Origin of the sequence: Chryseolinea sp. H1M3-3, assembly GCF_029360725.1 — a bacterium.
Taxonomy (GTDB): domain Bacteria; phylum Bacteroidota; class Bacteroidia; order Cytophagales; family Cyclobacteriaceae; genus Chryseolinea.
The window spans coordinates 433,607-460,185 of sequence record NZ_JARKMY010000018.1; the positions used below are offsets into that span (position 1 = coordinate 433,607).

26 protein-coding genes are annotated in these 26,579 nt (G+C 41.0%); 12 read left to right on the plus strand and 14 right to left on the minus strand.

What is annotated here, in order from left to right; translation table 11 throughout:
* Nucleotides 1-26: 26 nt before the first annotated feature.
* From P2W71_RS25795 to P2W71_RS25805, 3 genes are all read right to left on the minus strand, one after another.
* Nucleotides 27-596 carry a GNAT family N-acetyltransferase gene (locus P2W71_RS25795; protein ID WP_276374308.1) on the minus strand — a complete coding sequence of 190 codons (570 nt, stop codon included), beginning with the start codon at nucleotides 594-596 and terminating at the stop codon, nucleotides 27-29.
* Nucleotides 597-612: 16 nt separating this feature from the next.
* Nucleotides 613-861, minus strand: coding sequence for a helix-turn-helix transcriptional regulator (locus P2W71_RS25800; RefSeq protein ID WP_276374309.1), 249 nt, complete (start codon nucleotides 859-861; stop codon nucleotides 613-615).
* Between the two features lie 226 nt (nucleotides 862-1,087).
* The gene (locus P2W71_RS25805; protein WP_276374310.1) at nucleotides 1,088-2,392 is read right to left on the minus strand and encodes a site-specific integrase; all 1,305 of its coding nucleotides are present in this window, start codon (nucleotides 2,390-2,392) and stop codon (nucleotides 1,088-1,090) included.
* A 1,018-nt stretch (nucleotides 2,393-3,410) separates the two neighbouring features.
* Between P2W71_RS25805 and P2W71_RS25810 the strand changes: the two genes are divergently transcribed.
* The 4 genes from P2W71_RS25810 to P2W71_RS25825 all read left to right on the plus strand — a co-directional run bounded on the left by P2W71_RS25810 (nucleotide 3,411) and on the right by P2W71_RS25825 (nucleotide 6,736).
* Nucleotides 3,411-3,620, plus strand: coding sequence for a hypothetical protein (locus tag P2W71_RS25810; protein ID WP_276374311.1), 210 nt, complete (start codon nucleotides 3,411-3,413; stop codon nucleotides 3,618-3,620).
* A gap of 529 nt (nucleotides 3,621-4,149) precedes the next feature.
* Nucleotides 4,150-4,920 carry a hypothetical protein gene (locus P2W71_RS25815; RefSeq protein WP_276374312.1) on the plus strand — a complete coding sequence of 257 codons (771 nt, stop codon included), beginning with the start codon at nucleotides 4,150-4,152 and terminating at the stop codon, nucleotides 4,918-4,920.
* Between the two features lie 6 nt (nucleotides 4,921-4,926).
* Nucleotides 4,927-5,937 (plus strand): hypothetical protein, encoded by a 1,011-nt coding sequence (locus tag P2W71_RS25820; protein ID WP_276374313.1) that lies wholly within the window; start codon nucleotides 4,927-4,929, stop codon nucleotides 5,935-5,937.
* Between the two features lie 19 nt (nucleotides 5,938-5,956).
* Complete coding sequence (locus P2W71_RS25825) at nucleotides 5,957-6,736, plus strand: hypothetical protein (RefSeq protein WP_276374314.1); 780 nt, start codon at nucleotides 5,957-5,959, stop codon at nucleotides 6,734-6,736.
* 241 nt (nucleotides 6,737-6,977) lie between these two features.
* Here P2W71_RS25825 and P2W71_RS25830 read toward each other — a convergent pair whose 3' ends face one another.
* Nucleotides 6,978-7,160 carry a hypothetical protein gene (locus P2W71_RS25830; protein WP_276374315.1) on the minus strand — a complete coding sequence of 61 codons (183 nt, stop codon included), beginning with the start codon at nucleotides 7,158-7,160 and terminating at the stop codon, nucleotides 6,978-6,980.
* Between the two features lie 67 nt (nucleotides 7,161-7,227).
* Between P2W71_RS25830 and P2W71_RS25835 the strand changes: the two genes are divergently transcribed.
* The 4 genes from P2W71_RS25835 (at nucleotide 7,228) to P2W71_RS25850 (ending at nucleotide 9,971) form a co-directional block, all read left to right on the plus strand.
* Nucleotides 7,228-8,628 carry a hypothetical protein gene (locus tag P2W71_RS25835; RefSeq protein WP_276374316.1) on the plus strand — a complete coding sequence of 467 codons (1,401 nt, stop codon included), beginning with the start codon at nucleotides 7,228-7,230 and terminating at the stop codon, nucleotides 8,626-8,628.
* 208 nt (nucleotides 8,629-8,836) lie between these two features.
* On the plus strand, nucleotides 8,837-9,127 hold the full coding sequence (locus P2W71_RS25840) for a hypothetical protein (RefSeq protein WP_276374317.1): 291 nt from the start codon (nucleotides 8,837-8,839) through the stop codon (nucleotides 9,125-9,127).
* Nucleotides 9,128-9,155: 28 nt separating this feature from the next.
* On the plus strand, nucleotides 9,156-9,536 hold the full coding sequence (locus P2W71_RS25845; protein ID WP_276374318.1) for a hypothetical protein: 381 nt from the start codon (nucleotides 9,156-9,158) through the stop codon (nucleotides 9,534-9,536).
* Nucleotides 9,537-9,728: 192 nt separating this feature from the next.
* Entirely contained in the window at nucleotides 9,729-9,971 is a 243-nt protein-coding gene (locus tag P2W71_RS25850) for a hypothetical protein (RefSeq protein ID WP_276374319.1), read from the plus strand.
* 81 nt (nucleotides 9,972-10,052) lie between these two features.
* On the opposite strand, the gene P2W71_RS25855 is transcribed toward P2W71_RS25850, so the two are convergent.
* The 4 genes from P2W71_RS25855 to P2W71_RS25870 form a co-directional block, all read right to left on the minus strand.
* On the minus strand, nucleotides 10,053-10,520 hold the full coding sequence (locus P2W71_RS25855) for a JAB domain-containing protein (RefSeq protein ID WP_276374320.1): 468 nt from the start codon (nucleotides 10,518-10,520) through the stop codon (nucleotides 10,053-10,055).
* A gap of 268 nt (nucleotides 10,521-10,788) precedes the next feature.
* A complete protein-coding gene (locus P2W71_RS25860) occupies nucleotides 10,789-12,141 on the minus strand; it encodes a hypothetical protein (protein WP_276374321.1) in 1,353 nt (450 codons plus the stop codon).
* 10 nt (nucleotides 12,142-12,151) lie between these two features.
* Nucleotides 12,152-13,135, minus strand: coding sequence for an SH3 domain-containing protein (locus tag P2W71_RS25865; protein ID WP_276374322.1), 984 nt, complete (start codon nucleotides 13,133-13,135; stop codon nucleotides 12,152-12,154).
* A 7-nt stretch (nucleotides 13,136-13,142) separates the two neighbouring features.
* The gene (locus P2W71_RS25870) at nucleotides 13,143-14,606 is read right to left on the minus strand and encodes a hypothetical protein (RefSeq protein WP_276374324.1); all 1,464 of its coding nucleotides are present in this window, start codon (nucleotides 14,604-14,606) and stop codon (nucleotides 13,143-13,145) included.
* 114 nt (nucleotides 14,607-14,720) lie between these two features.
* On the opposite strand from P2W71_RS25870, the gene P2W71_RS25875 reads away from it, so the two are divergent.
* Together P2W71_RS25875 and P2W71_RS25880 are read left to right on the plus strand one after the other, a co-directional pair.
* Nucleotides 14,721-14,936, plus strand: coding sequence for a hypothetical protein (locus tag P2W71_RS25875; protein WP_276374325.1), 216 nt, complete (start codon nucleotides 14,721-14,723; stop codon nucleotides 14,934-14,936).
* A 58-nt stretch (nucleotides 14,937-14,994) separates the two neighbouring features.
* Nucleotides 14,995-15,270 (plus strand): hypothetical protein, encoded by a 276-nt coding sequence (locus P2W71_RS25880; protein WP_276374326.1) that lies wholly within the window; start codon nucleotides 14,995-14,997, stop codon nucleotides 15,268-15,270.
* 876 nt (nucleotides 15,271-16,146) lie between these two features.
* Here P2W71_RS25880 and P2W71_RS25885 read toward each other — a convergent pair.
* Nucleotides 16,147-16,872 carry a DUF6090 family protein gene (locus P2W71_RS25885; RefSeq protein WP_276374327.1) on the minus strand — a complete coding sequence of 242 codons (726 nt, stop codon included), beginning with the start codon at nucleotides 16,870-16,872 and terminating at the stop codon, nucleotides 16,147-16,149.
* A 237-nt stretch (nucleotides 16,873-17,109) separates the two neighbouring features.
* Between P2W71_RS25885 and P2W71_RS25890 the strand changes: the two genes are divergently transcribed.
* Entirely contained in the window at nucleotides 17,110-17,490 is a 381-nt protein-coding gene (locus tag P2W71_RS25890; protein WP_276374328.1) for a hypothetical protein, read from the plus strand.
* 145 nt (nucleotides 17,491-17,635) lie between these two features.
* A complete protein-coding gene (locus P2W71_RS25895; RefSeq protein ID WP_276374329.1) occupies nucleotides 17,636-17,803 on the plus strand; it encodes a hypothetical protein in 168 nt (55 codons plus the stop codon).
* Between the two features lie 122 nt (nucleotides 17,804-17,925).
* On the opposite strand, the gene P2W71_RS25900 is transcribed toward P2W71_RS25895, so the two are convergent.
* Genes P2W71_RS25900 through P2W71_RS25920 form a run of 5 tightly spaced genes read right to left on the minus strand, consistent with a single transcriptional unit; the run spans nucleotide 17,926 to nucleotide 26,520 of the window.
* Nucleotides 17,926-19,089, minus strand: a complete 1,164-nt coding sequence (locus P2W71_RS25900) for a glycoside hydrolase family 76 protein (RefSeq protein ID WP_276374330.1) — start codon at nucleotides 19,087-19,089, stop codon at nucleotides 17,926-17,928.
* 36 nt (nucleotides 19,090-19,125) lie between these two features.
* Nucleotides 19,126-20,286 (minus strand): SusE domain-containing protein, encoded by a 1,161-nt coding sequence (locus P2W71_RS25905; protein WP_276374331.1) that lies wholly within the window; start codon nucleotides 20,284-20,286, stop codon nucleotides 19,126-19,128.
* Nucleotides 20,287-20,315: 29 nt separating this feature from the next.
* Entirely contained in the window at nucleotides 20,316-21,917 is a 1,602-nt protein-coding gene (locus P2W71_RS25910) for a RagB/SusD family nutrient uptake outer membrane protein (protein ID WP_276374332.1), read from the minus strand.
* Between the two features lie 17 nt (nucleotides 21,918-21,934).
* Nucleotides 21,935-25,492, minus strand: a complete 3,558-nt coding sequence (locus P2W71_RS25915; protein ID WP_276374333.1) for a TonB-dependent receptor — start codon at nucleotides 25,490-25,492, stop codon at nucleotides 21,935-21,937.
* Between the two features lie 26 nt (nucleotides 25,493-25,518).
* Complete coding sequence (locus P2W71_RS25920; protein ID WP_276374334.1) at nucleotides 25,519-26,520, minus strand: FecR domain-containing protein; 1,002 nt, start codon at nucleotides 26,518-26,520, stop codon at nucleotides 25,519-25,521.
* Nucleotides 26,521-26,579 lie beyond the last annotated feature (59 nt).

A 26,579-nucleotide genomic window follows, 5' to 3' on the forward strand; every position in this document is an offset into this window, starting at 1 on the left:
AGCAAAACAATGGAGCAGGGCGATGCTTATACCCTGCGTAAATGATATAATTTGTAGCTCAGGTCGAGCGATTGAAAAATCTCAAAACCAAATTTTTGATAAAAAGGGAGGTTCCTCTCCATTGAAGTCTCAAGATAAATTGGCCGCCGCTCTGTTTCGCATTTGTCGATAACCTCCTGAATAAATGCGCTGCCGATTCCCCTGCCCTGCTTTGATGGATTAACGCCAATGAACCATAGATAGGCAAACGGTTCTTTCGGGTGTTGGGTCTTTATCATTGACTCACGTTTTAAAACCGTACTCACTCTATCAAACCCTATTACTGACAAAGCAAGTTTAACGTCCCAAAGAATCGTTCTTAACGAAGTTTTCTTCTTGTCCGGGAAAAGTATTAAAGCACATGCTTGCAGATCCTCAGACATCCATACTTCTCCAAAGGCATTACAGAGATCAAAGGAGTACTCCATTAACCCCTTAATCCGATCTTCACGCTTTTGGTCCTGTTTTACAACGTAGTTGACACTCTTATTGTCGTCGAACGATTTTTTTAAAATGTCAATTACTAACTGTCTGTCATTAACAGTTGCACGCCTCATACACAATAAATTAGAATTAGCTTTCTTTCTTCGCCTTAAACTTGAAATCAAGGAGAGTTTTCGGTTCTTCGCCTAACGCAGTCGCGATGACATAAATAGTGGGTAACGTTAATGTTCTTTCTCCTCGTTCAATCCTGCCTAGATGACTAAGCTGTAAACCAGACCTGTAACAAAGCTCTTCCTGGGTAAGATTTTTTGAAAGCCGCAGACGTTTAAGATTCTTCCCAAAAGCTTTGATGTAATCCTGGTGCCTATTGCGTCTCATTAACAGGCGCAAGGTGAGGAAAGCTAATTTTTCATGTTAGCGTCAAAAGGTGCTATTAAAATGGTTTGTTGTCTGGTTTTCCTGACAAAAACCGGATTTTATGAAAGAATAACTATTTTTTTATTTATGTGCACCTCCGTAAATTGGAGTTGTCGGGGTTTTAGAATTAGCTTTCAGCACTACTTCCTCCCATAGAGCTCTTCTGGTGAGCAAACTTTGGTTCTGATTAAGCAACGTTTAATTCGAGCAATTCAAAGTCATTGAAGAATTTACTTTCAGCAGCAAGTTTTGCATAATCCATTCCGTTGAGTTTTAAGTATTTTAAGAAGCTTGCCTCAGATTTATGACCCGTGCAATTCATTATCTCATAAACCTGCATCGACCGGGAGAGATACGCATTTGTCGCAAAAGATCTGCGGGCCGTGTGAGTGGAAATTTGTTCGCTTTTTTCAACAATGTTGCCTTTTATTGTTATGCGACCAAGTTTGGCTTTTTCCCCTATGGTCTTTAAGAAAAGATTAAATTTTTGATTGGTGATTACCTTAGGGATATTATCTCCGTATTTATTTAAAATTGACTTGACAATTGGATGCATCGGCAGATGGACAATCTTTTTCCCTTTCTGCTGTGATATTTTTAATATTTCTCTTCCATTTTCAATGATAATATTTTCCTTCCTGATCTGGTGCCAATCAGAATGACGTTGCCCAGTATAGCACGCCATAATAAATATATCACGGAGTTTACCTAACGCTGGACTTAGTCCAGCCTTAAGTAGTTTTTTAATATCAATTTCATTTAAATAAATAGAGTCAGATTCCCTTCTGATCACTTTAAAGGACTTCTTATGAAAGGCGGGGTTAACGTTAATGTCCCGATCTTCTGCTTCGCGTAGAATTGCTTTGATTTCTTTGAAGTGCTTACCGCGGTTATTCGGGCTGAAATTTTTTTCGATCATGTAGTTATCAAAATCGTGATAATATACTTTATCAAGGTTCTCGAACGTCAGATTGATTTTATTTTTCGCGCAATGCTCTTTCACCAGGTTGAGGGTTTGACGTTTGGATCTTTTAGTTCCTTCAGAAATTGGCAACCCATCTTTGTTTTTAGTCGTATTAACAATTTTTTCCCAGGTACTGAAAAAATTGTTTTCCTTTTCAAGCCTCTGCTTTTCTATTTCAAGCTCCTGCTGCTGTTTGATTAACTTTTGCTTTTCCTCATCTACTTTCATGGCATTTAGATGCCGTCTCAAATCTTCTCTAAGGAGGGTGATGCTTTTATATTTGGCTGCTAGAAATTCATGAACAAACTGACTTAACTGATCAAGGTAATTATTTAGTAAAACCAGTTCTTTCTCTTTTGAAGGAATGATCTTGACTCGTTCTTTCTTTTTTATCCACAATTCAGGGTCGATTATTTCTCCTGTGCTGTACTTAAACTTTCGATTTTTAAAACGTGAATCGAATACCCAAAGCACAATTACAGGATCCGATTTACCTTGAGCCCGTAATTTGAAATGAACATTCTTCATAGGGATATATACGACGGTTAAATAGCTGGGTTTTACAGCAGGGTAACAATCAGGGTAACAAAATTCTTACTTCCCTTAATTTTACTTAGCCTAAATGTAGCGCTAGTGTAGTCACAAACACGCTTTCAGTCAAGTAAGGACAAGATGGGTAAATGGAGGATAGATAGTTCGAATCCGCTCGAGACCTCATGAAACCTCGGATACGATTTGTATTCGAGGTTTTTTTATTTTGCAGTTGAACAATCAGTTGAACAAAATTATTTTTTGTGTTCAATTAAAAAAACATCCTGATTTTTCGAAATGGGATTACGTTTCTAGTTCTTGAGTAAATTCGCTTCTGTTCTTTTCCGAATTTCGGGCTGTTTTTAACTTCAAGCCTAAAGGGAAGCTATGAAATGCTCGATGACATGTTTAGGGTACAGGACGCGCTTACCGGATCTTTTGGGAATTAAGCGCCCTTGAATTTCATATTGTCGAAGGGTGGGTAAAGTAATGCGTAACGCTTGTGCCGCTTCTTTGCGTGTATACATTTTAGGCTCTTCTCTAATATAATCTACGTGTGCTTTAATGGTTCTAGTAACCGTATCAATAATGACGACCTCTAGTTTCTTTATAACTTCTTGCGCAATTCAATTCTTATATTTATTAAAGTTTCCATGCGGCATTTATTCGTTTTAATTGGTTAGTTCACACCATGATACCAACTTAGGAACGAATTCTCCCACATTTGCGCCCAGCTGACTAGATTTTACATAATTTAATAGCCAAGTAGGTACCCAGTTTAAAAAAATATTTAAGTGATTGCTTGAATTGTCGCACACTCCTAGAACAAAAAACCGAGCCGGATCGAGTATGGTGTTTTTTGTGATCCCGCTGGGATGAGAACATGCCATCTTTGTTGACCTCTAGCTGCCCCAAAGTACCTTTCAACGGTTACTCTAGTACATTCAACAACCTTGTAAACTCTAGGCATGCCGCAGCCTCTTCTGTAACCCTTTAATGAGTACGCAGTACCACTATGAAACTGAAATATTTCAAGCTCGTCATCCAAATTCTTAACAGTTCAAATCATTTTAGAAAATGGAAAGGAACGTTAAATGATGTTGATCATCGCATTATTACAGGGGCAAGCTTGGAAATGGTCATCAATAAAAAACATAATCGATTAGAACAAGAAAGAGATCGCACACAATTCACGAAACAACTGTTAGATCCAAATAAACCATAGATCAGCTTCGAACAAGTAACAAAATGTTCAAAGAAAATCAGAACAAAAGCACAGCAAGAAATATCCAATATGGAAGCATCACGGATTTAATATTGAATGTTGAGCAGTTTGTTTTCTGACCTTCATTCCAATTGCAAAGCTTGCAAGCCCCGATAGAGAATTTGGAAGAGTGGTTCACAACCTCATTAGCATGGTTTGAAAACACCAAAGGTCCCTCTCGGGCAGCAACATTGAATAGCCATGGTAACGCTGTCGGCCTATTAGCCAATCTTTTCAGATAATAAGACTTTAAAAAGAAGAGAAAAGGAGAAGGCGTTTAAAAATTATTCGGCCTAATCGGGTTTGTCGTAAGATCCATTCTTTGTATGGTATTGAACGAATCTATTAAAATAACCAGTACTCATCACGAATAGATGCTCCTTTAGTGGTTTAAATTTTTATATTTGTCCGGAGCCCATCCACTTCCTCCTTGCCAAAATGGCTGGAGGGTGGATGGGCTTTTTTATTTAAGTTAAATAACCAACCATTTATGCATATTGTATTTTTCACAATTCTAATTTGCTTGCTGTCGCTTAGTGCCAATGCTCAAACTGTCGAAATTGAAAGCTCGAAGGACACTGAATCCTTTGCCGAAGAGAAGCAGGATGTTGAAACCTTTTCACGCGGATTTATTGATTATGGTTTTGAAGGTCAACTTCAAGCAACTGCGGAACTGATAAAGATAAATATTGGTGAAATAAATAAACTCTACTTACCTATCTACTTGTTAGTCGGAGCTACAAACGGAGAGATTGGCACCAATGAAATTAACAAGCAAGCAGTTTTGAATTTAATAAGCCCAATAGGCGGGGTATTAAATGTGTCCACAAACTTGTACGTCAATCTAATTAGGTCAGAAAGCAAAATCACGTTTATCAAATTAGCCGCGTTTGGTGCCGCCAAAGGAATTACTGGACGAGATATAAACACAGGTGACTCTAAGTTCATACCTTCTTTTATGTTTGACGGAGGGCTCTTTTTGCAAACTGGCGCCTGGTTAGCCAATGAAGATTATAAAGAAGGTGGTGTTGCATGGCTTCAGGTGAGATATATGGCCAGCATCATGAGTCAATCCGATTTGGAGACGTTTTTCGGTGAAGATGCTGAGATTCCTCAAGGTCCTAGAATTGAAGCTGGAATTCTAATAAAGGACAAAGTAAATATCAAGTTTTCGGTTTTCATCCCGAATTCAGGTTCAGGAATTCCAACTCTAGACTCCAATCAGTTTCGGTTAGCATTAGACTATAAAGTCGCAAAGTAAGGACAAATGAATTTATCACTATTAGGGAGGTTAATAATTGGCGCTATTATCTGTACAAGTTGCGTTGCATATCGACTTGAGCATCGGCTTGTAGAGCAGGTTAATAAAGGAAGATTACATGAAGATTTAACCGTTATCGCTCTCAACAGTCCGGAACTTGCTTGTCCAAAATATTCTCAGGGACGTAGCACGGAATGTCCTCCTGGAACGTCGTTGCAACAAAGCGATGGATACGACCCGTCTCTTCCGGACATGGTTTTGTTTAGTATGTTTTTCCTTCAACATCAATACGATGCTGTAAGGGACATTATAGAAACACCCCCGTTTATAAAAGCTCTGGCACAAGTGCCCGATCCCGACAAAGAGATATTGAGTTGGTACCGCGATTATAGAAGCACATTTCACTCCTTCTTCATTCCCTCACAAGATTCGAACAGGCTTGAGTGGACGCAGATTCAAATGAAACTACTCCCTGTATTTCATAACATTCAGTCTTGGAATTTTTGCCCGTCACAGCGTAATACGGCACGAGGAATCGTGCATGGAGTCTACAAAGATGATCAGATTACTTTATACAAAACTGCCTGCAACGCAGGCAAAATCTATGGTTCAAACATAAAAACTTTGGCGAGGTCATACAGATTTCTTTTCATCGGTGCGCATGAACTTGGACATGCCATTGATAATGAGGCAGGACTGCTCGACAACTCGACAGGTGATGCTCGTTTGGCAAGTGAAAAGCGCGCTAACTTAAGTGGTTTAATTATGGCTAAGGCAATGGCTAGGCTTCTGTATAAAAGAACCCAAATGTACCAAAATGGATTTTTAGCCAGTTCCCATAGCGGACGCATGAAGTACGATCAAGCATTTATTCACCGACTTGAGTCGAAGGGCGCAAAAGTTGAAAGGTATTTTGACCAACTATTGAAAGATGCTTACAAAGACTTCAGGGCACCCGACAAAAAAAAGATGAAGCTGAATGAAGGCTGGCGTGGGAACTACTGTTTAGAATATTAAATAATTATATCCAAAATTTATGATACGAATAATTGTATTCGTCGCACTTCTTTGTGGTGGTCACACCGCTTTCACTCAAAATGAGCTGGCGTGCCAACCTGATCCCACCAAAAGGGTACAAATTTTGCAAAAACAACTTCCCAACGACTACACGTGTTACATGAAACTTGAGCGCGGCTGGTGGTCCATCAATCTCGGAACAGGAATGTTAATTCATCCGCGAGTTATCCTTACTGCTGGACATAACACTGCTTTCTTTCTGTTTAGCAAAAGCTTTCCATTCGTTTTTTCAAAAGTTAAAAAAGCCACCTTGTACATGGGTTCAATTGCCGAGGAAGAGTATACAATAAAAAAGGTCGTAGGGCTGAAAAAGAATCGGTCTAGTTTTTTTAAAAAGGGCTACTGGGCTAATGCTAAAATTACGCGCGATTTTGCTGTAATAATTCTTCCGGATGATTCGGTTTACCAATCAGTAAAAGGTCATTATCAGATCGCCCCGGTTGTCAGCGCGGATTTAAAACTCATTCACATCACTGGATCGCCTCGTGACAAGGATGAGCACACAATGTGGACTAGCGAGACTGATAATTTTCAAATTGAAAACGGGTTCATACGCTATGACTTATATACTGAACAACGCAACAGCGGTTCACCCATTTGGATTGAGGAAGATAAGACCTATCGAGTAATTGGGGTGCATTCGCGTGGATATGGCGATTGTAATGCAGGCGTCCTCATTGATAAAGTGACATTTGACGAGATTCAAAAATGGTGCAAAGAAGCAGGTATCAGCCTTTAGTTGAAAAATTCTTCAAACCCACAATTATTATTTCCCTCCTCCCAAGTAAAGGTGTCATCTCCATTAGCGTACATCACTTTAATGTTCTTTGCAGTAATTGTAAAAGTGTGCAATTTGAGAGATCAAACTAACTGATTGTATATGCGCCCAACCATAATTTGCTAACCAACCTATAATAAGTTAATAAGATCGGGATTTCACAATTTCATTGCTTCACCAATCAATCTCCATTCGGAGGAGTTCATGTTTTGTAGGATCCATCGTCATCTACTATATTATAGCACTCACACAATTCTATCTTTTGTGCTTTCAACTCTTCAATGGTATGAATTAAGTGGTAGTGCGCATAGTAATCGCCAAAAATGTACTCCCTGTTAGCGCGAATGAAATCAGCCGGCTTCTCATAAGTTACAATTCTTGCCATACCGAAAATGCTTTTGGTTTCTCAATATAAGAATTTGCGATGCTGTAAGAGAACGGATGCAAGTGCTATGATGCATCTTCGTATCTTCATCGGCACAATCATGTCCAATATGGAAGCATGGCGCGCGTATCCCGATATTATTGATGTCCCTGTAAAGATGAATCAGCCCAATGAGCAGATTGCCATCCATACCGGGCCATTTGAGCTTTCGCAAAACAACAAAACGGTCGGCCTGGAGGGGACAATTTCTTTCGGATGGTTTCCTCATATCGGGGTCAAACTCTCTGGAAAGGTCATCAGCGGAAATCCATTAATGTGGGACGACCGTGCTGCAAAAGTTCAATTGGTTGTGAACTCGCTAATCGTTGGCAACGCCTACCTTACACATATTTCACATGGTGATGAAATTGAACTTGAAGGAAACCTTATTGATTCTGTCGTATTGGGCGATAAATCCATTACGGTATCCAAAATACATTTTGGCATTCTAAATCTGAGATACTTTTATGGTGAACCCGTGAAGCGGGTGAACGGCACGAAAGTTCAAACTAGCCGAAGTAGGCTCACGTTTGAAAATGGTAACTTCGTCATAAACCTCGACAAAATTGAAGAGTTTGACAGTAAGCATCGCACATTGACTATAGCGGGAGGTTATCTTATACTCTATGGAGGAACTATTGAAAGTAAAAAAGGAACCATCGCGTTCTCAGATCTTCATGAATTATTGATCAGTTTCTCACATTTCCTAACGTTCCTGAACGGCCGACGGTGCTGCCCCGTGATATTGAAAGGAATGCACAATGACGAAGTTATCTGGACGGACTACTCAGGGTACATATGTGAGCAATTCAAATCTGTACCGACGTGGCCATGCCACATGCGAGTGGAAGGGTTAGGAGAATTGTGGAGCAAATGGTCAGAGATAGCGAAAGATGAACTTGATTTTGATTTTCTCAAAACAGCCGTGCACTGGTATGCCGAAGCAAATTCAAATGCTGCTTTGGTAGAAGGTTCATTAATTCTTGCGCAAACTGCGCTGGAACTCATCTATAATTGGTTAGTCGTCGAACAAAAGGGTATCCTAATGGGCCCAGACGCAACAAACATTTCGGCCGCAAACAAGATCCGCGTTCTTTTAAATCAACTGGATGCGAATTTTGAAATTCCTTCTTCGCTACAACACCTCACAGCCTATAAGAATAGCGTTACGGAAATTCTTGATGGGCCGGAATGTTTTGTCAGGATACGAAACGCGATCGTTCATGCCAACGAGGATAAAAGAAAGACACTTGCGAAAATTCCCAACATGGCTAGGTATGAAGCATTACAACTTGGGATATGGTATATTGAACTATCGATGTTGAAAATATTAGGGTTTGAAGGAAGCTATTCGAATCGCTGCAAAGGTGGTGGTTGGGCGGGCGAACATGAAGAGCCCGTGCCCTGGCGCGCGAAATTGGTTTCTTAAAGACAAGGTCGATTTTAGTTCAGACTAATTAATCTAATTCGCAAGCTGCACCTAGTCTGTAACCCCTCTAGCCTATTGGTGATCTTTCTGCATCCCGAAGCCCATTGTGTGATCCTGTCCGGATCACACCATTTGACCGTCATTATTCCGGCTCCGTACTATCTTGGGTGAAAAAAAAGAAAAATGGAAGCGGTCAAAATCAGTCGAAATGAACTCCATACAGCAATTTGGAAAACTCCCACCAAAGAAATTTTGTCTGCAGTACGATTTGGATGAGGATGGGTTAGAAAAAATTTGTCGCAGGTTGAATGTCCCTTTCCCGACAAGGCATACTGGAAAAGACTGGCCGAAGGAAAGACGGTCAGGATTCTGCCGTTGCCTGAAAAATTCTTCGGCACATACCAAGTTATTCTTTACAAGAGAGATGATGTTACCAACAGTCTCGATCATCGACAAACGTAAAGGCGCTCCAGGACCAAATCAATCCCGGCAGTCCTGAACTCAAGGATTATTCGTTCGAAAAATTAGTGCTAAGTACAAAAGAAGGTGTTAACAAGGTTTGGGAGCAACGAGCTGCCTACTTCGACCAATCAAAGCTGCTTGCTGTTTATGTTTCACCAGAAATGTTACCGCGTGCCCTCAATATTATGGATCTGCTTTTGAAAGGTTTACGGTTTAAAGGGCACCAACTGATCGTGGAACAGCGTCAGACTTATGTGGTTGTTTCCGGAGAAAGATTCGAGATTAGTGTCGGTGAGAAAAACCGACGCGTCGAGTTCATTGATAACTATGGACACCCCTCTAGGGACTTGCATCCTACCGGAGTACTGTATCTCAAAAGGGAAGGTAGATCAACAAGGGCTAAAGAGTGGAAAGATGGTGCAAAGAAAGGAACCCTTGAGCAGTAAATATTTTCCATACTTAACGATCTTGATGAAATAGCGCGAGAACAAAAAGATCAACGCGAGCGATGGAGAATTCACCAGGAAGAACAAGCTAAAAAGGAAAGGATAAAACGTGAACGTGAAGCCTATCAGAAGCGAGAACTTGCACGATTCAGGGAGCTCTTGTTTGGATCTCATCAATTTGCGCTTTCAACAATGATTCGAAACTACGTGGACGAGGTGGAGTCGAAGGCAACAGAAAATAATAATCTTACTGAAGACGTAAAGTCCTGGATCACCTGGGCAAAAAAGAGCGCCGATTGGTATGACCCGACTTTCCCAAAAGGAAATGAGGAATTACTAGCCGGCGTGGATATTGAGAATCTGCGTGTTCAAAATGACGTTTATTACTACGAGCAGAAGGAGCGAAATTTCTGGAAACCCTGGTGGTCAAAATGAGCTCCAATGCTGTTTAATGTATGAGAGCAGACAAATTCTAGCTATCCTCACGAGGAAATTCCATGAGGTTTATTGAAGGGGCTACAAGAGCCCTTCGTCAGCGAATGAATAATATGCTTCACTGGTAAGAATAATGTGATCTAAAACTTGAATATCTAAAAGCTTCCCTGCGTTGCCTAGTTTCTTCGTCAACTCAATATCTGCATGACTAGGTTGCAAAGCACCTGACGGATGATTATGTGCAAGACTTATCCCGCGGGCCGCAGCTTTAAGTGCACATCCAAAAATGAGTTTTGGATCAGCAACTGTACCCGCCATTCCTCCGGATGAAACCGTAAAGATTCCGATGACTTTATTGTAACGGTTAAGGAGCATAATTTTAAATTCTTCCTGAAGTTCAAGAAGATCTTCATTCCAATATTGCCGAAGAATATTTTCCGCATCTCTTGATGATGAAATCTTAGGACGTAACGAAGCCTTAACTTTTGACTTGTACGATAGCTGAATCTCGGATACTTCGAAGAATGTTTTTTCATTTGTGCTTTCCATAATCATAAGATTTAAATTATGGTGCACCTGGAACGAAGGGTGGCCGTCTTGTCAAAAGGAAACGGAATAAATTTGAAACAACACGATGCCGAAGGCTCATTGAATTTTATGCCGTAGTCTTTTGACAAGACTCAGCATTTGCCACCCGGAAGTAGGTTAGCGCCAGAATTTAATTATTATGATAATGGTGGGAAAATGGACTTCTGATTCGCAACAGATTAGCGCCCGTACACCACGTCGTTCGACTGAAAATCGAAATTAGCCGCGATTAATTTGAATTGCTATTTTCGTTATCCTGTCCATTGCACTCCACGTGCTCATGCACAAAACCAAAACGCAACGTCAGTCCTTCTCTATATTTCAATACAATAAATGAAGTGGACTTAATCCACGCCCGGCCCTTCCAATTCTCGCTTTCAAATTCACTTCCATCAAAGAGCTCGTTCCCATTAGAATCCGGACCTAGTTCTCTAGACAAAAGATTGGTAACATACTCAATCTCTTTGGCCAGGGTTCCAGTAGACCAATTGACACTTTCTCGCAAAAAATAAAAATTATCGGACTCTTCTCCGGGTAAAAATATCAGCCTGTTGAAATAGCCGTAAAATCGCGGTTGCAGGGTACTCACTAAGCAATCCTCGTTGTTATAGACTGTTCTTTGCATTTTATTCCACTCGACTTGATTGATTATTTTAATACATTCCTCGACTGTATTTCTAGGAACCGAATACTTCAGATATAGGAGAAACTCATCGGTTGAAAGCACCTTAGTACCGATATCAAATATGTCGTACAAGAATTTTGTTTTCTTAATAAAATCCTCATCACTGGAAACAACCATATCACAAAACGTACCGAAATAGGCGTGCTTGCCATCATTCACCATGTTCATCATTTGCTGTTTTCGAGGTTTGCCTTTTACAATCCCGAACATCTCTAGGCCATTATACATGTTAGCGAAAACCGAATTCATACTCTTATCGACCGATTGTTTAGCCTGAAAATCTAAATAAGTATCCTTAAAGTCAGTCTTATTGGTGATTGTTTGTCCATCAAATCCTTTTATACCCAATCCTTCGTAGATTTTTCCTGTTAAAGAATTGCCATGGAGGTATCTCACAAAATCTTTGAACTTTTTCTTGTCCTCGCTCAATTCTTCGGAAAAATTTAAGAAGCTCATACAAAAATCGTAGAGATTGGATGGCTGTTCTAAGAGAGAAATAAAGTCGGGAGGGCAATCTGCTGGGATCTGATCAAGCTTAATGTATTGCTTAAAATCAATCGGAATGAACTTTAAAAAATCGAGGAGCGAACGGGTGAATACATCACCAAATATGTCTACTGACGAATCCCATTCGAAGCGATTGTAATACTGGGTTGGAGAATAGTAGTTAAACTCAATCTTTTTGTCATAATGGTAGCAGTTCTTATCGGCAACCTTCTCAATCAATTCCATATCTCTAAACTTCTCATCTGACTTATCTCTAACTAAGTCATAAATATGAGCCTCCGAGTAGCAATAGATATTATCATTTTTGCTATTCAAAGTTAGCGCAAGAAGCTCCTCCCCTCCGTTTCTTTTAAAATCTTGATACACACAACTATCTAGGTAAATTCTCATTACTGGTTGATCACTTTGTTACAAAGTATTTCTTCTGAACCCATCCGGTCTTCACTGAATTATCAGCCAGGTCTATGTATTTTACGAGCATCCATTTGTGCCACTTTGCATTACTATTTTCAAGAACGATAACAGATTCAAAACTTGAGATTAGAACGATTCTCAGTGATTTAGTATTGGGCTTAGCTCGCAGATAAGTACTTCTGGTACAAAAATGCTTACTCTGCGCAGCCATTTCGGTTGCAATGCTATCAAGCCGCTCTGTTATGCCATCCAGCTTTTCATTCAAGGTACTTTGTTCCTCTAATATTTCATTTTGATTTTCATCGATTACCTTAAGCTTTTCGTCAGATTCTAACTGGCTCATGTACGGAATTATAAACAATACAAATGCAACAATAATTTCGAGATAGAATTTGACGTTCTCAAGAGAAAGAAGTCTAATACTAGGATCTTTAATTCCAGATTCTAATGCGCTGAGAGTTGCTTCAATTTTTTCAAGTACTTCTGCAATTGCATCTAACTGTTTGGTCGAAATCTTACCATCGGTGATCATATCATTACCTAATACAGACACTGTGTCCGCAAAATCACTACTGGACTCATATTCATCGAATTGCCCCAATCTTGAAGCTTGTAGAGCGATTGCTATGGAGTTATGTTTAAAAGATTCAATGAGTGGAGATGGGAAATGCACTTTAAAATTGTCAGCGACTTTCATCCGGTCTGACAACAATTTCATAGTTGTATTGAACTCAGACAGCGCAGATATCGTGGGCTTCATCATTTTAGCAAAATCATTTCCGAACGTGATACTCTGTAACATCGCACGGTGACCACTCATTGCCTTGTTAATTTGAATTGATATTGGCTTCATTTGCTGTTGCCAACTACGAGTAAGTTCCATTAATGGAGATCGGAGAATCGCCATCTGAGAGTTCCACATTTTAGCAGATTCTGCTATTTGAAGTGCCAAAGGTTTATAATTATGCATGAGCATTTTAATTTTCTGGAAACATATTTATAAAAACGTGATACACATTGATCTCATTTGTCTCCCTTACATGGGTCACCCTGGCTATTTTAATATTTGCTCGTGGAGGTATCTGGGATACGCCTGTATCAATCTGTGAAATCAGGTACTCTGAAAAATCAATCTTCTCGATATACTCCAGATACTTATTCCATGTTAGATTAAATGATTTCGTCTCACAATAAACAATAATGAATAATGGACTGACACCGATTGGCTCGTTTACAAATATCTTCGTGAGATGGTCCTTGATTATCAAATCATTTTCAACTTCACTTGGAACAGATCTGATACGAAAGCACTCAATTGACGAAACATGGTTATTGCTTTCATTACAAATCACAATGTCACGAAATGCTACGCCAGCATGTTTCATTTTGCTGTCGCTCTGCGTACTCCCGCCCATTGACTGGTCTTTTGCCGTCCAACTTTTAGCACTAAACCTCTCATTCAAAAAACTAGAAATTTGAATATTGTATTTGTTTTCGTCAGACATTTTTCGATACTCAGAAACATTATTTAGGAAGGTTGCAGAAACACTTCCAACAGCTTCTAAAAGATATTCTTCTCCAGCTCTGTTAAGTAAATTTCTTTTAGTTTTTAACCATTCTTTTATCAATAACTGATAAATCGGATAATCGCTATGTGCTACCCCTGGCAATTCCGGCAGTACTCGATATTCAACATGATTTAAAAAATCGATTGCTTCCCCTTTGTATTTCTTAAGATGGAAATCTAGGAAGTAGTTAATTTCTTCGCGTGGTCGTATCTTGATCAACTCCCATCTGAACTCGAAATGATATTGGTTTAACAAATACCGAGTATCACCGAAACTACTAGTTACTTTGTGCTTGTCCTTAAGAGAAAGATAATCGCGCCAATAATCATTTAAACTTTTTATTTCGTATACATGCTTCGCGCCTTTCTCGTCAATTTGAACACTATAATATCCCGGAATGTTGTCAGTCTTAATATAAAATTCATCAAGCTGTTCTAACCTGTCAAGAATTTGATAATGTGGCTTATGTATATCCAGCGGTTCAATTGCAATAATGTTCAATAAAAATCTTTCTGCTTCATCAAAAATTCCAGCGAGTAAACCGATTCGTTCAAAGTCAATTTGGTTATCACTCCCTAGGAGAGTTGCGTGATGCTTAATGAAAATAAGGTCCGTTTCAGCAGTAGCATCCTGCTTTACTTTACTTAACCAAAGAATTACATCTTCCTTGTTGAAAAGTATAGTTTTCCGCGCTTCCTCAAGCATACCCCTAAGTTGAATTCTTCCTTTCTGAACTTCACCGAGACATCTCCTACGATAATCTTTATTGTCGAGAAAATGATCCAATTCTCGACTAAGAATTCGAATTGAGTTCTCGGACTTTTCCTCTAGCATTGAGATCTCGGCCGTGCTTCTCAAGATCGAATCTTTCATTATTCGTTTAAATTTTAGGCTGAAAATCAATCGATTATAACAAAATGCAAGATATAAATAAAACTAACGATATTAGTTATTTACATTTACATTAACACTAAAGTATTTAGTTTTATGAAATCCGTCAGAATCGCGAGCACCGTAAAGCACATTGAAGAGGGCGATGAGCGTGTTACCCTTTTTCGAATCCAGGAAATCTTGTCTGAGCACCGATCAACATTAGTTATGGGTATCCTCAGCGACTTGCCAACTTACCTTCAATTTAAGTTTTATACGAAGGTGGACAAAGAGATGCAGGGAATTTTAAGAGACAAGTTGTTCGCACTATGACGCCTCGTTTGCTTCCATTACTGAAGAAGTTGATTTGATCAAAGAGAAGTTCAGTATAATGCTCAAGAGAGATGATGCGCTCAAAGCTATCGGATTGGAAAATTCTACCGAGCTTGGGGTGCAAATGCTACGGTATAATGAAAAGAATGCTCTCCCTGCTAATCTGACCAAGGAAGAACTTAAAGAAATGCGCTGGTATCAACGCTTCCTGAGTGCTTATAACAACGATACGGAATATGAAAGGTACTACGAAAATGCGTTCGACTATTTTCCAACGCATGTTCTGACAGCAGGAGAGCCAGACAAATGGTATAGTGTACTACGCGGTTTGTGACTGTCCTTTGCTGAAATTTTCCTGAAACCATTTGTAAACTCCTATGGGAACTTTTTAAGACGGGCCTTGGAAGAGGTCTTTCTATATCAGGAAAACCAGACAAGATTTATTTAAGGTTTTCAATACACCTCCTTGAATTTGGATCCTGCGATTCCTTTTGAAGGATCACTAAAACTTAGTTCGCATTGTCTTTTCAAACCATTATTTTTGCGTCATGACTCAACAAGGCCTTCTACATTCAATTCTCAATGAAACTGAGAAGATAGAAAAAGCACCGCTGCATATTGAGTTAAAACAAGATATACTGGCCAAACTCTTGCATTGTGAGAAACTGTTGGAATTTGTGTTAGCAGAATTTGTCAAGAACACAGATGCTTAAAGCACTGACGGTTCCGGAGGAAGTATTTGAAAGGCTGGATTCTGAGGAACTTAAAAACAATTATCACAAATTGCTTTTCTTCCAAGGCAAATCAGAAGTAATTAGAAGCACATGGCACCTTTCCATCAAGTAGTTGTTCCTTCATGGCCAGGAGAACGATAAAATTTGCAAAGCCTGCGTGGACGGGTAAGCTGTTAGTTACCAATCTTCTGCCATGACATTGTTCATTTTTACACGGAAGAGACTTGTGGTTAAACGATCGTAAGATGTAATGAAGCTAAGACATATTCCTAGCTTGTTATGATTCTCGGTGTCATACTCACTCCAGTAATCTAGTACCTTAGACTTTATTTTCAAAACATCCACACAAGCTCGTATTTAGGTGGATCGTAACGCAATCCATAGGGGTAAAAGAATATTTGACATCTGGTTTAAGATGTTTTCGTTGCCGTAGGTATGGCTGGCTCTTTTTTTAGTTTCTGCACAGAAGGCGGAAGCTACTCCTTGTGCAATTCCTTATCTATTCGTTTGGTCAACTCCAATAAATACTGTTTCGTATCTTCATAGTTTTGAAGAAGTAAACGCCTCATTACAATGTATATGCGAAGCAGTTCAGCGAACTCTCTATCACTCATCAGATTTTTTGTATCAAATGGGTAAGCTCTTTCCCACATAACGACGATGCGGATTTGCTTTCTCGTGTATGGGAGGAGTTGATCGATATAAAATTTCTCAACAACGCCTCGCTCAAACCCTATTAAGCCACCATATTTAGTCGAATGTAAATTGGTTATCATTGTCCTTAGTGTATCATTGCTTATTATGTCTAGGCCAACGGATTTCAAGTTCTCGTAGGCAGATGTATTCGTTAAAAGTCTGGTGTTCCCCAATAGATTGGCAAGGTAAAATTGCAGTGAATCATGGAAAGGAATTTGGTTATCAATGTGACTTAGCACTATACTGTTAGCATTAATAATTTCACTATTGAATAGGATATTTGATTGGATGTCGTCCAAATCTAAATTCAGATTTACTTTGACTTCATTCAAGATTTTCCTTTCCAGCCTTTGTTGTTTTGCTTTTTCATTCCAATTATTTACCTGCATGGCCAACAATATGCCAATCATTACAAGTAAAATTTCTCCTATTGCGTATAAGAGATATTTCCGTAGCCGAGGAAAATTATTAGAATAATTTAACATCTTGAAAAATCTTGCCATCATGCAATTACATAGTTATTCCACTGTAACATTTCAACACAACGTGGTTCTAACTTGCCGCGAAAGGTAACTTCATTTGCGCCTTCATTTCAAAACCATTCTTTGCATTATGATTCTACCATGTATTCTACAATCAATTGTCCATGAACTGAGAATAGGGAAAGCTGGGGTATCCAAGGGTAATTGGTTAAATCCGAGGCACTCGGGTGTTCTCGCTTTGTCCTACCATTCGCAAGCTTATTGCTAACGCGGCTCAACTTCTTCAATAATTACTTCAAAGATGCATTTTTTGAAGGTCTTGTCGTTCAGACAACGACCAGTTTAGGTTATCAATTTAACAAAATTAATGTTGTAAGCCAGGCCAACTACTTTATGGATTTGCAAAAAATCAATAATGGTGGGCGTGGTGCAGCCCGACATGCAAGATTTATGAATATTCCAGCGGAAGAATTTTCGATTCCTAATCTGGAACAGCAATTCCATCTTTCTATTGTCCCTGTGCTACAATCGTACAAACTGGAATACAAGGCTCACTTTGTAGAGTTTGAAGCACTTCTTGATTTAATGACTAAAAGATTTAGGTATTTGCATGATGACGTGGATCATGAGAAACATTTTTAGTGCCTGACGGATGGTCTTAACCAAGACTTCTTATGAGTTCAGAAGCCATTCATTTATTTTATGATCCGCGTTTTAGCGAGTATGCTAAACCTTCTTTCATGTTCACTAAATTTTATTGTTCACGGGCCGTGAACAATACAAAATAATGAACGAAAAGCTTGATTTCAACGGGATTGCCTTTGTTTTTCCGTTCTCCAACGAAGAATTGAATTTAAATAAAAGAACGCTTTTTCAATTCGTGTCTAAAAATGAGATAGCCCTTATCAAAAAAAGTGAAAATCAAGGAATTGAAATGGCTTCAAAAAATTATTAACAGTTTTACGGATGCGCTAAGCGATATCATGAAAACGCATTCTACTATTTCGGCGAGTGATTAAGACCCGCATCAAAAAAAGAGTCGGCTCGAAAGAGTAAGCCGACTCCAAATCGCCCAAATTAATCTTTCAACAAGGACTTGCTGTTCAGTAAGGCCATAGCTTCCATCAACATGCATCCGCTCAGCTGTGGATTCAAGTAACCTGTTGTGCCCGGAAGCATGGTCCAATTATGATTAAAAATAACTTTAGGGCGCTCTGTGCCTTTCAGCCACAACGTTTCTGCATTCTTTTTCAGATAAGCGATGTAGTTGTCACGTGCACCCAGCGGAATATTGGTATTCAATGTTAGCAACGTGAGGTAGCGTACACCGATGCCGTTGAACAAACCACCATCACCATTGTCGCTTGGGCGCATAATGCCCGATGGAGACATTATCGGGTCGGCGATCATATTGTTCGCCGTTTTGAGTGCATCCTGCAAATACGTATTGTCCTTGGTAATGGTAAACAGCGTAAGGGCGGCACCAATAAATGTGCCCTGGTTATAAGCAAAGCTCCAGCCCGGATCGTCTTGCAGTTTACCGTCACCGTTACCGTTGATGCCATCATAAACCAGTCCTGACGTTTTGTTTACGAGGGTAGCCTTCTGCCAGTCATAAATTTTCTTAGCCCACGTGAGGTAGTCTGCATTTTCGGTTTCATTAAAAAGCCGCGCCGCGAGAATACATGCTGGTGCATTCGCAGGCGTATTTTTATAACCAAGCTGCGATTTTCGCCAGGCTATACCTCCGCCCATGGTTTCGTTCCATCCGGTCTTAATATCGTTCCATAATATTTTGGAAGCTTCCAACCATTTTGCATCGTCAGTAGCTTCATAGGCACGCAGCATCGCCAACGCGTTCCATTCCATATCATCGTAAAATTCATTTAAAAATGTGTCGCCATTTTTTGCTTTTACGCCAACGAACCATTCATCCATGTATTCAACGTATTGCCTATTGCTGGTTCGGAGGTAAGCATCGACCAGCACGTCCAGAGCGTGCGCCTGGGGCCAGTAGTGAAACTGTCCATCCCCCGGACTGGCGTTCTGGTAATACTTCCCGCCATTCCAGAAATTATGATTGAGGGACGTAATACTGCTGTCAGCAATGGCAGTCCATTGAAATTTGTATGTATTCGATCCGGAGCCCGGAGTCGCCTCATCTTTCTCCGGCTCCAGGCAGGACAGGCAAAGCAGTATATTAAAAATGAAAAGTGTGTACACGTGCAACTTGATTTTCATAAGATTTCCCCCATACCAGCGTATGTCAGCGTATCATCAATGGATAACATACTCGCTGGCATATGGCTCCTCCGTTGTAAATTTTAATGCAAAGTCAGCGACTTTCCCCTGGATCGCCGTTCGGTCCAGTTTCCATGCATGATTCCATTGATCGTTATTTTCAATCAGGTAGGCGTGAAAGTAGGATGGATCGGCACTGCCGTATTTTCCGTCCTGGCCAGGACTGTCATCGGTCTGATAACCCCACCATTCTTCGAAGTCCGCTGTGCCATCGTTCAACACAACTTTGTATTTATGCCGCTCTTCCAGACCCCAGGGAACGGAGCTTAATGTAACGGTAACGCCATTGATTCGCCAGATACCGCCGCCATCATAGTTCAGGTCATACAAAACTTTATTTTCCCAACAATACCAAAAACCGACAGACTTCACCTCATCGATCCTAGCGGAAATAGCATTGAAGTCAACCCTTATCCGGTAAACTTTTTCTGTACCCGAATAGGTGGTTTCACTGTCGGTCCCGACAACCTTCTGCCCATCTTCTTCAGTTATAAAAAATGTTCTCGCACTACCCGACAATCCATCAAGGAATTTGTAGTTACCAGGCGCAAGCTTCGTATAGATCTCAAACTTTCCTGGTGCTGTTTGTTTCATTTTTAAAGCTTGCGAAACATCATCCCCACCTTCTGTTGCAGTTCCTGTGATGTATAATGCTGAGGGAAGCACAGCGAATCCGCCCGGTCTTTCCAACTCAATTATTTTTGATGTCGGTGTGATTTTAATGTTACTCCCTTTTGACGCAAGCACCGTCCACTTGAATTTTTTCTTTTCAAAAAAATCAGCACCACCCATAGATGCAATTGAATTGAGGTCGGCGTGAGAAAGCGTTAGTTTATTTTCAACGCCTTTTCCATTGGAAAGGGTTGAATAAAACGGCGCAGAAAAATCACCGTCCACCTGGTCAAACACAACTTCATACAAAACCAGGGAGCCATCCTCTGCCCTCGCGCGATCCCATTGAAAATCGGTAGAGATATTTTGTGAAGGCTTCAATGCAATTGAAACGTTGTCTTCAGGAGCGAGAAGATTTTGAACCTCTGTAAGATTAAGATTCAGGTCTTCTTCGTCATCACATCCGATTATTGTTATGAGCAAACAAAGAGAACTATAGAAGAAAAGATTTTGTAAATATTTCATAGGGTTGGGATTTAAAGCTTGAGATGTTCTTACCATCCAGGGTTATTTGGATTCAAGTTGTTGTTTTGATCTACTTCAGACTGTGGTATTGGCCAGAGGTAATGTTTTGGCGCTTGAAAAGTCCGTTGCTCGACGATCAAATATCCATGCTCGTCTTGTGGAAATTGACCAGACACTTTAATTCCCTTAACCGGTTGATTCAATACCTGATCTGCGATTTGCCAGCGACGGATGTCGAAAACTCTAAGGCCTTCGAATGCAAGCTCAGAACGCCGCTCGCGCCGAATAACTTCACGCAGGGATTCTTGCAAGAGCGCTGGGTCAAAGTCCAGTGCAGACGGTTCAGTGAATCCGGCGCGTTGTCGAATGGGCTTAATTGTTTTGTCCCAGACCTCGGTTGAAAATTGATTCAACTCATTCTTAGCTTCTGCATACATCAGCAGCACATCAGCGTATCGCAGGAGAATCAAATTGACACTGGAATTATAGTTCGTTGCTGTTCGGTCATAATACTTTCTGAAATAGAAACCTGTAGCAGAAGCGCCCTGGTCTTCGATGGTATTGGTAATGGGGTCAGCCCCTGGCTCGGTAAGAATAGTTTGCGTGCTGCCATCGAAGTCCACAATTTCCGAGTTGTGATGAACAATCGTCGCTTCCAATCGTGGGTCACGGTTTGCATAAGGGTCGCTTTCATCAAATCCGGAACCCGCATCACTGATAGCCTTACCGTTAGTCATGATATAGTCATCTACCAGTGACTTGGTAGGCACGAGGTTAGACCGGAGCTTCCCTACGGTTTGTGGCAAAAAGAATCGTTGTATGCTTTGCAGCCTTGCACCTCCGAATTGCAGGTCAAGAATAATTTCATCGTTATATTCAGCACCTACCGTAAATAAGGCTTCGTAATTGTCATAAAGAGCAAAAGCCCCGTTCTCTGTAGAGTTAATGAGTTTTTCACAATCAATGACAACGTCGTTCCAGTTTCCCGTGTAAAGATTTACACGTGCGCGGATGCCGATGGCTGCTGCCTTCGTAATCCGGCCCCGGTCTGCCTCCCCATAAGAAACCGGGAGATGCTGTTGGATATCATTCAATTCATCTCGTACAAAAGCAATTACGTCGCTTGCGGCCGTTCTTTGAAGTGATGTTGCTTCCGAAAGCGTTAATACATTCGTTACCAGTGGAACGTCACCATACCATGTTGCCAGGTGAAAAAGCGAAAATGCACGAATGAAGCGCGCCTCCGCTTTTATGCGATTGATCATTTCAGGCGTTGATCCTGAAATACGATCGACATTTTCAATGACGATATTACACTTTCGTATGGCCGCGTAATGAAAATTCCATTCGTTCACCACACGTGCCGTCCGCGCATCATAACCGCCGCTTGCAATCTGTCCGACGCCATCAAACGAGTTTGATTTGTTATAGGCATTGTCGCTTAATGCGTCGTTGGCGAAGAAGTAATCCGCCGTGTACATGTTTTCATAACATGCAGTCAGCGCGTCCAACGCATCTTTCTCAGTCTTCCAAAAAGAAGATTCAGTGAATTCCCTTGTGATTGGTTGGTCAACGTCCTCGCAGGAGAGAAGGCCCGCAACCATTATAGCTATTGTAAATATTCGTTTCATAAAATTTGCGTCAAGGGTTAGAATTTTATGTCAATACCAGCAGCAAGGACTTTTGCATTCGGATAATTTCTGCCTGCAATCGGGTCATAGTTTGAAAAATTGAGCTTATTATCAAACTGCGTAAACTCTGCATCGATGCCTATTTTTCTAAAGCGCTTTGGCGAAAACGTTACCAGGTTTTGCGCTGAAAAATAAATCCTCAAGCTTTGAATGCCAGCTTTGCTGATCCACGATTGTGGCAACGAGTATCCTATCTGCAAATTTTTTAAACGGAGGTATTTTGTGTCAAACAACCAGTAATCGGAATAGGCTGTATTGTTTGAGTTAGTAGACGTGCTTGCCGTCAAACGAGGGTATGTTGCATCCGGATTAGTGGGTGTCCAACGATCTTTGTGTTGTACAAAAGCGTGCTCTTCGTTATTGTGAAACGCTTCAACAATATCGCCTCGCAGGTATTGAACTCTTTTGCCAACACCTTGCCACAACATCTGGAAATCAAAATTTTTCCATGTGGCGCTATAATTAAAACCGAACGTAAACCGTGGAAATGGATTACCTAGAATGTAACGATCGTTACCGTCAATTACACCATCGGAATTTTTATCGATATAGCGAACATCGCCAGGGTTCACACGCTGATTGTATGCGAACGGAACGCTTGGAGCGTTTTCAAGATCATCCAAATTCTGGTACAACCCATCGGACTTATAAAGGTAATACGACGAAATAGGAAATCCTTCTTTGATGATGTAGTTGAAATCAGAACCGAGAATCTGTTCTTCCCCTACGCGAATAACTTTATTGGTGTTATCCGCCACATTGAATCCAACGGTATGGTTAACATCACCGGTGGTTGTTCTCCAGTTTAGCATAAACTCCCACCCCACATTTTTTACTTTTGCGAAGTTTTGAATGGGCGAGCTTAATCCCAAAGTACCCGGAACAGAGGGTGTGAAATAAATTCCATCCGTGTCTTTGTTAAAGTAGTCGAAAGAAAGGGAAAGGCTGTTGTCGAAGAGATTTACATCGATGCCATAGTTGGCCATCGTTGATCTTTCCCACTCGAGCTCAGGATTCACTGGAGAAAATAAGACACCTTGGGTAGCAGTGTTATTAAAGCTGTATTGCGCCTGGTAAAATTGGTCATCTGCCGGATCGTAAATCACTCGTGACAAATAATTAAACCCGCCAATATTTGAGTTACCCACCTGACCAATGGAGTAACGTAGCTTCACTTCGCCCACGTTATCTCTAAAAGGCTTCAAAAAGTTCTCCTCTGTTACACGCCACCCCAGAGAAACAGCGGGAAAAAAGAACCAACGGTTATCGGGCGCCAGCACTGAAGCGCCATCATACCGCCAGGTAAATTCCGCAAGGTACTTATCACGGAAAGCATAGTTAACGCGGCCAAACACAGAATTGATAGTCTTCCTTTCAGGATTGGTGATCCCGTTATAGTTGGTGATGTTGCCTGTAATATTTCCATTTTGATCTCTGGTGAAATCACCTCCAATGATATAATCGTCGTCGAGCACAGTACCGTTGACTCTATACGCAGACACGAACGAATAATTCGATACGTAATCACTCCGGTATCCCACCAGCACCTTGCCGTTGTGATCACCGAATTTTTTTTCATACTCCAGCGTCGCGAAAAAAGTTCGTGTAAGGTCGCTCCAGTTTGACTTCCGCTGTTCATTGAATTGTGGTGGTGCGGCCGTGGTGTATTGAGGTGCATACGTAAATTCGCGAACCTGAAGTTCTTCATTGTAGAATGAATAGTTAGCTGAAGTGTTGACGTTAAGTCGCAAATTTTCGATCGGCGTTACCGTTACGTTTAATACGCCAAGAAGATTATTGGATTGCGTGCTTTTAAAACCCCCGTTGGAAAGCTGCGCAAAAACACTGTTGCTGGTCAACGGTGGAACAACAAAATTTCCTGCTTCATCCACTATCGGGTAGATGCGTGGCGTGCGCATCGCATCCCTGACCATGATACCTGTTGAAAACGGATGGTTCCTGTTAACGCCATGGGTATAGGCAACGTTGAGATCAGTCTTGATCAATTTATTAAGTTGTGTAGAGATGTTGGTCCTGAAATTATATCGCTTATAGTAAAAACGCTTATCACGCGGTATATAGTCACCGTTAAACATGCTTTGTTGATTCATGTATCCGGCAGAAAGCAGGTAACTTGTGTTCTTACTGCCTCCCGTTATACTAAGATTTTGATTTTGCTGAGGCACCACGTTATTGACGAACTCATCATACGCCCAGGGATAGGATCCTGCTGCCCGTTGATCAGCGATTTGTCGTGGTGTGAACTGCGGCGGTAAATTGGAATTGTTAAGCGCTTCATTCTTCAGCGTCATAAACTCCCATCCTTCCACCGCCTTTGGCGTCGTGGTCGGAGACTGAAGTCCAAACATCCCATTATAATTGATGCTCATCTGTTCATCTCTCTTGCCACTTTTAGTAACAACATAAATGACACCGTTCGCCGCCTGCGATCCATAAATTGCCGAAGACGCAGCATCTTTCAATACCGTGATGCTCTCCACGTCATTTGGGTTCAGGTAGTTCAATCCCAGTGAACCTACATTGACACCGTCAACAATAATTAGCGGTGAATTATCAGTAAAACTTCCAACGCCACGGATATTAAGAGTTTGCACGCTTCCTGGTTCCGCTACATTCTGTTGAATGATGAGATTGGGAGCAAGCCCCTGTAATGCCTGGTACATGTTTGTAACGGGCCTGTTTTCAAGTTGGCCGGGGTTAATCGTGCTAACCGCTGCCGTAACATTTTTCCGCTCTTGTGTACTGTATCCTACAACAACAACCTCTTGAAGCGTTTGCACATCGGGGTTTAGCTGTGTTGTAATTTCCGTTCTGTTGCCCACAACTTCCTCGACATTACGATAGCCAACGAAGCTTACGACAAGCACTGCATTTTCGTCCGTAACAGTGAGCGAATAACTGCCAAGATTGTCGGTAACCGTACCGTTGGAGGTACCCTTTTCGATGACATTTACGCCTGGCATTCCTTCGCCGGTTTCATCAATAACCTTTCCCGTAATTTGGATAGCCGCAACCACCGATACCGTTGCCGGTTCATTCTCGTGGCGAGGCCTCACCTGGCTCACCGTATCACCCACGATGTCCGAAGTATCATCTGATTTTTTTTCGTACTTGTGCGAATCTTCCGCCTTAAAAATCGTATAGTATTTGTCGGACACCTTGTAATACCGAAGCTTGAGTGGATGGAGCGCATTTTTTAAAGTTTCTTCCAGGCTGTTCCGGATCTCAACGTCGTCGCCAATCTTTTTATCTTTCACAACCGAGCTTTCAAAAGTGAAGTGGACCTGAAAAGTTTTTTCAACAGCCGACAAAAAGCCTTTAAGAGGCCTTAGGGATTTTGGATTGTCTTTTGAACGATCGAGTGTTTTTGTCGATTGACTTGCACGGCTCTGACTCAAAAGGGAAGCAGTTATCTGTGCAGATGCAGCAGTGCTTGAGAAAAGTAGCACGAGTAAAGCTGCCCGGATGACAAAGTTTTGTAAAAGTATTTTCATAGCAATGTTTAGGTCGTAAGTTTTTTTTACCTGAATATGATTTGGTTCTCCTCTCGATGAATGTCGAGATTATGGGATGCACTAAGCGACTTTAAAACAATACCCAGATCGTTGTTAGGCAATGTTCCTGTGAGCTGACGATCAGCAATTGCCTTGTCTTGAATCACGATCTGAACACCGTAGTAATCTTCAATTTTCTGTGCTACCTCATACAGCGGCGTGTCCTCAAATACCAGCTTGTTCGATTGCCACGCACTGTACCTTTCGGGAGCCACGACTTTGCGTTTGAAGATGGTGTCCTTTTGAGATATTGAAACCATGTCACCTGGCTTCATATACAAGACAGCATCGTCTTTCGCGTGAAGATCTGACGTTAGCCTTACACTTCCTTCGCTCAGCACCACTTCCGTATTACCTCGCCTGTTGTTTACATTGAACTTCGTTCCCAGGACTTCTACATCAACGTTATTAGCGTGAACCAGGAATCGAACATGGTTTGGCTTTTTCGCGATCGAAAAAAATCCTTCACCTTCCAGCCACACTTCGCGAAACTGAGTAGTACCTAAACTTTTCGGGACCTTTAAGGTGGAATTGGCATTCAGGGTTACCTCGCTTCCGTCCTCCAGCAAAATATTTTTAGTCATCCCATAAGCAGTGACATAGGTGTCGTAGAAGATTTGGTCACTAAAAAAATAGACCGCAAATGACATGAATATCAGGATCGATGCAGCAATACCCGTGTATCTTAAGTAAGGCGTTTTTGAAAATAACTTGCGGGCAGGTCGTTGTTGTCGTTGACCTGATCGATCAACGGTTTCTGAATCGAGGAACCTTCTGAATGTAGCATTTGCTTTATCTTCGTTGGGCGTATACTGTAGGTGCTTTGCTTCCCAGGCTGCCAGATGCTGGTAGAAAATTTCTTCGCTCCCCTCCTCTTGAAGCCACTTTTTGATCATCACCTTTTCATGCGGCGTGGCTCTGTTCTCAAAATAGGCGTTTAAGATTCTTTCGGTAACAACTTCTTTCATCCTGACTATGGTTTGTATCCCATAGACAAGTGCAGGCTATCATACCCTATGTCGGAGTT

Excerpts from the sequence above, each read along its gene's own strand:
- P2W71_RS25900 (WP_276374330.1), bottom strand. The coding sequence starts at position 19,089 with ATGAAAATCAAGTTGCACGTGTACACACTTTTCATTTTTAATATACTG.
- P2W71_RS25880 (WP_276374326.1), top strand. The coding sequence starts at position 14,995 with ATGCTCAAGAGAGATGATGCGCTCAAAGCTATCGGATTGGAAAATTCT.
- P2W71_RS25800 (WP_276374309.1), bottom strand. The coding sequence starts at position 861 with ATGAGACGCAATAGGCACCAGGATTACATCAAAGCTTTTGGGAAGAAT.
- P2W71_RS25815 (WP_276374312.1), top strand. The coding sequence starts at position 4,150 with ATGCATATTGTATTTTTCACAATTCTAATTTGCTTGCTGTCGCTTAGT.
- P2W71_RS25810 (WP_276374311.1), top strand. The coding sequence starts at position 3,411 with ATGAAACTGAAATATTTCAAGCTCGTCATCCAAATTCTTAACAGTTCA.
- P2W71_RS25825 (WP_276374314.1), top strand. The coding sequence starts at position 5,957 with ATGATACGAATAATTGTATTCGTCGCACTTCTTTGTGGTGGTCACACC.
- P2W71_RS25820 (WP_276374313.1), top strand. The coding sequence starts at position 4,927 with ATGAATTTATCACTATTAGGGAGGTTAATAATTGGCGCTATTATCTGT.
- P2W71_RS25850 (WP_276374319.1), top strand. The coding sequence starts at position 9,729 with ATGATTCGAAACTACGTGGACGAGGTGGAGTCGAAGGCAACAGAAAAT.
- P2W71_RS25905 (WP_276374331.1), bottom strand. The coding sequence starts at position 20,286 with ATGAAATATTTACAAAATCTTTTCTTCTATAGTTCTCTTTGTTTGCTC.
- P2W71_RS25840 (WP_276374317.1), top strand. The coding sequence starts at position 8,837 with ATGAACTCCATACAGCAATTTGGAAAACTCCCACCAAAGAAATTTTGT.
- P2W71_RS25915 (WP_276374333.1), bottom strand. The coding sequence starts at position 25,492 with ATGAAAATACTTTTACAAAACTTTGTCATCCGGGCAGCTTTACTCGTG.
- P2W71_RS25885 (WP_276374327.1), bottom strand. The coding sequence starts at position 16,872 with ATGATGGCAAGATTTTTCAAGATGTTAAATTATTCTAATAATTTTCCT.
- P2W71_RS25835 (WP_276374316.1), top strand. The coding sequence starts at position 7,228 with ATGATGCATCTTCGTATCTTCATCGGCACAATCATGTCCAATATGGAA.
- P2W71_RS25860 (WP_276374321.1), bottom strand. The coding sequence starts at position 12,141 with ATGAGAATTTACCTAGATAGTTGTGTGTATCAAGATTTTAAAAGAAAC.
- P2W71_RS25805 (WP_276374310.1), bottom strand. The coding sequence starts at position 2,392 with ATGAAGAATGTTCATTTCAAATTACGGGCTCAAGGTAAATCGGATCCT.
- P2W71_RS25875 (WP_276374325.1), top strand. The coding sequence starts at position 14,721 with ATGAAATCCGTCAGAATCGCGAGCACCGTAAAGCACATTGAAGAGGGC.
- P2W71_RS25795 (WP_276374308.1), bottom strand. The coding sequence starts at position 596 with ATGAGGCGTGCAACTGTTAATGACAGACAGTTAGTAATTGACATTTTA.
- P2W71_RS25910 (WP_276374332.1), bottom strand. The coding sequence starts at position 21,917 with ATGAAACGAATATTTACAATAGCTATAATGGTTGCGGGCCTTCTCTCC.
- P2W71_RS25870 (WP_276374324.1), bottom strand. The coding sequence starts at position 14,606 with ATGAAAGATTCGATCTTGAGAAGCACGGCCGAGATCTCAATGCTAGAG.
- P2W71_RS25830 (WP_276374315.1), bottom strand. The coding sequence starts at position 7,160 with ATGGCAAGAATTGTAACTTATGAGAAGCCGGCTGATTTCATTCGCGCT.
- P2W71_RS25855 (WP_276374320.1), bottom strand. The coding sequence starts at position 10,520 with ATGGAAAGCACAAATGAAAAAACATTCTTCGAAGTATCCGAGATTCAG.
- P2W71_RS25895 (WP_276374329.1), top strand. The coding sequence starts at position 17,636 with ATGAACGAAAAGCTTGATTTCAACGGGATTGCCTTTGTTTTTCCGTTC.
- P2W71_RS25865 (WP_276374322.1), bottom strand. The coding sequence starts at position 13,135 with ATGCATAATTATAAACCTTTGGCACTTCAAATAGCAGAATCTGCTAAA.
- P2W71_RS25920 (WP_276374334.1), bottom strand. The coding sequence starts at position 26,520 with ATGAAAGAAGTTGTTACCGAAAGAATCTTAAACGCCTATTTTGAGAAC.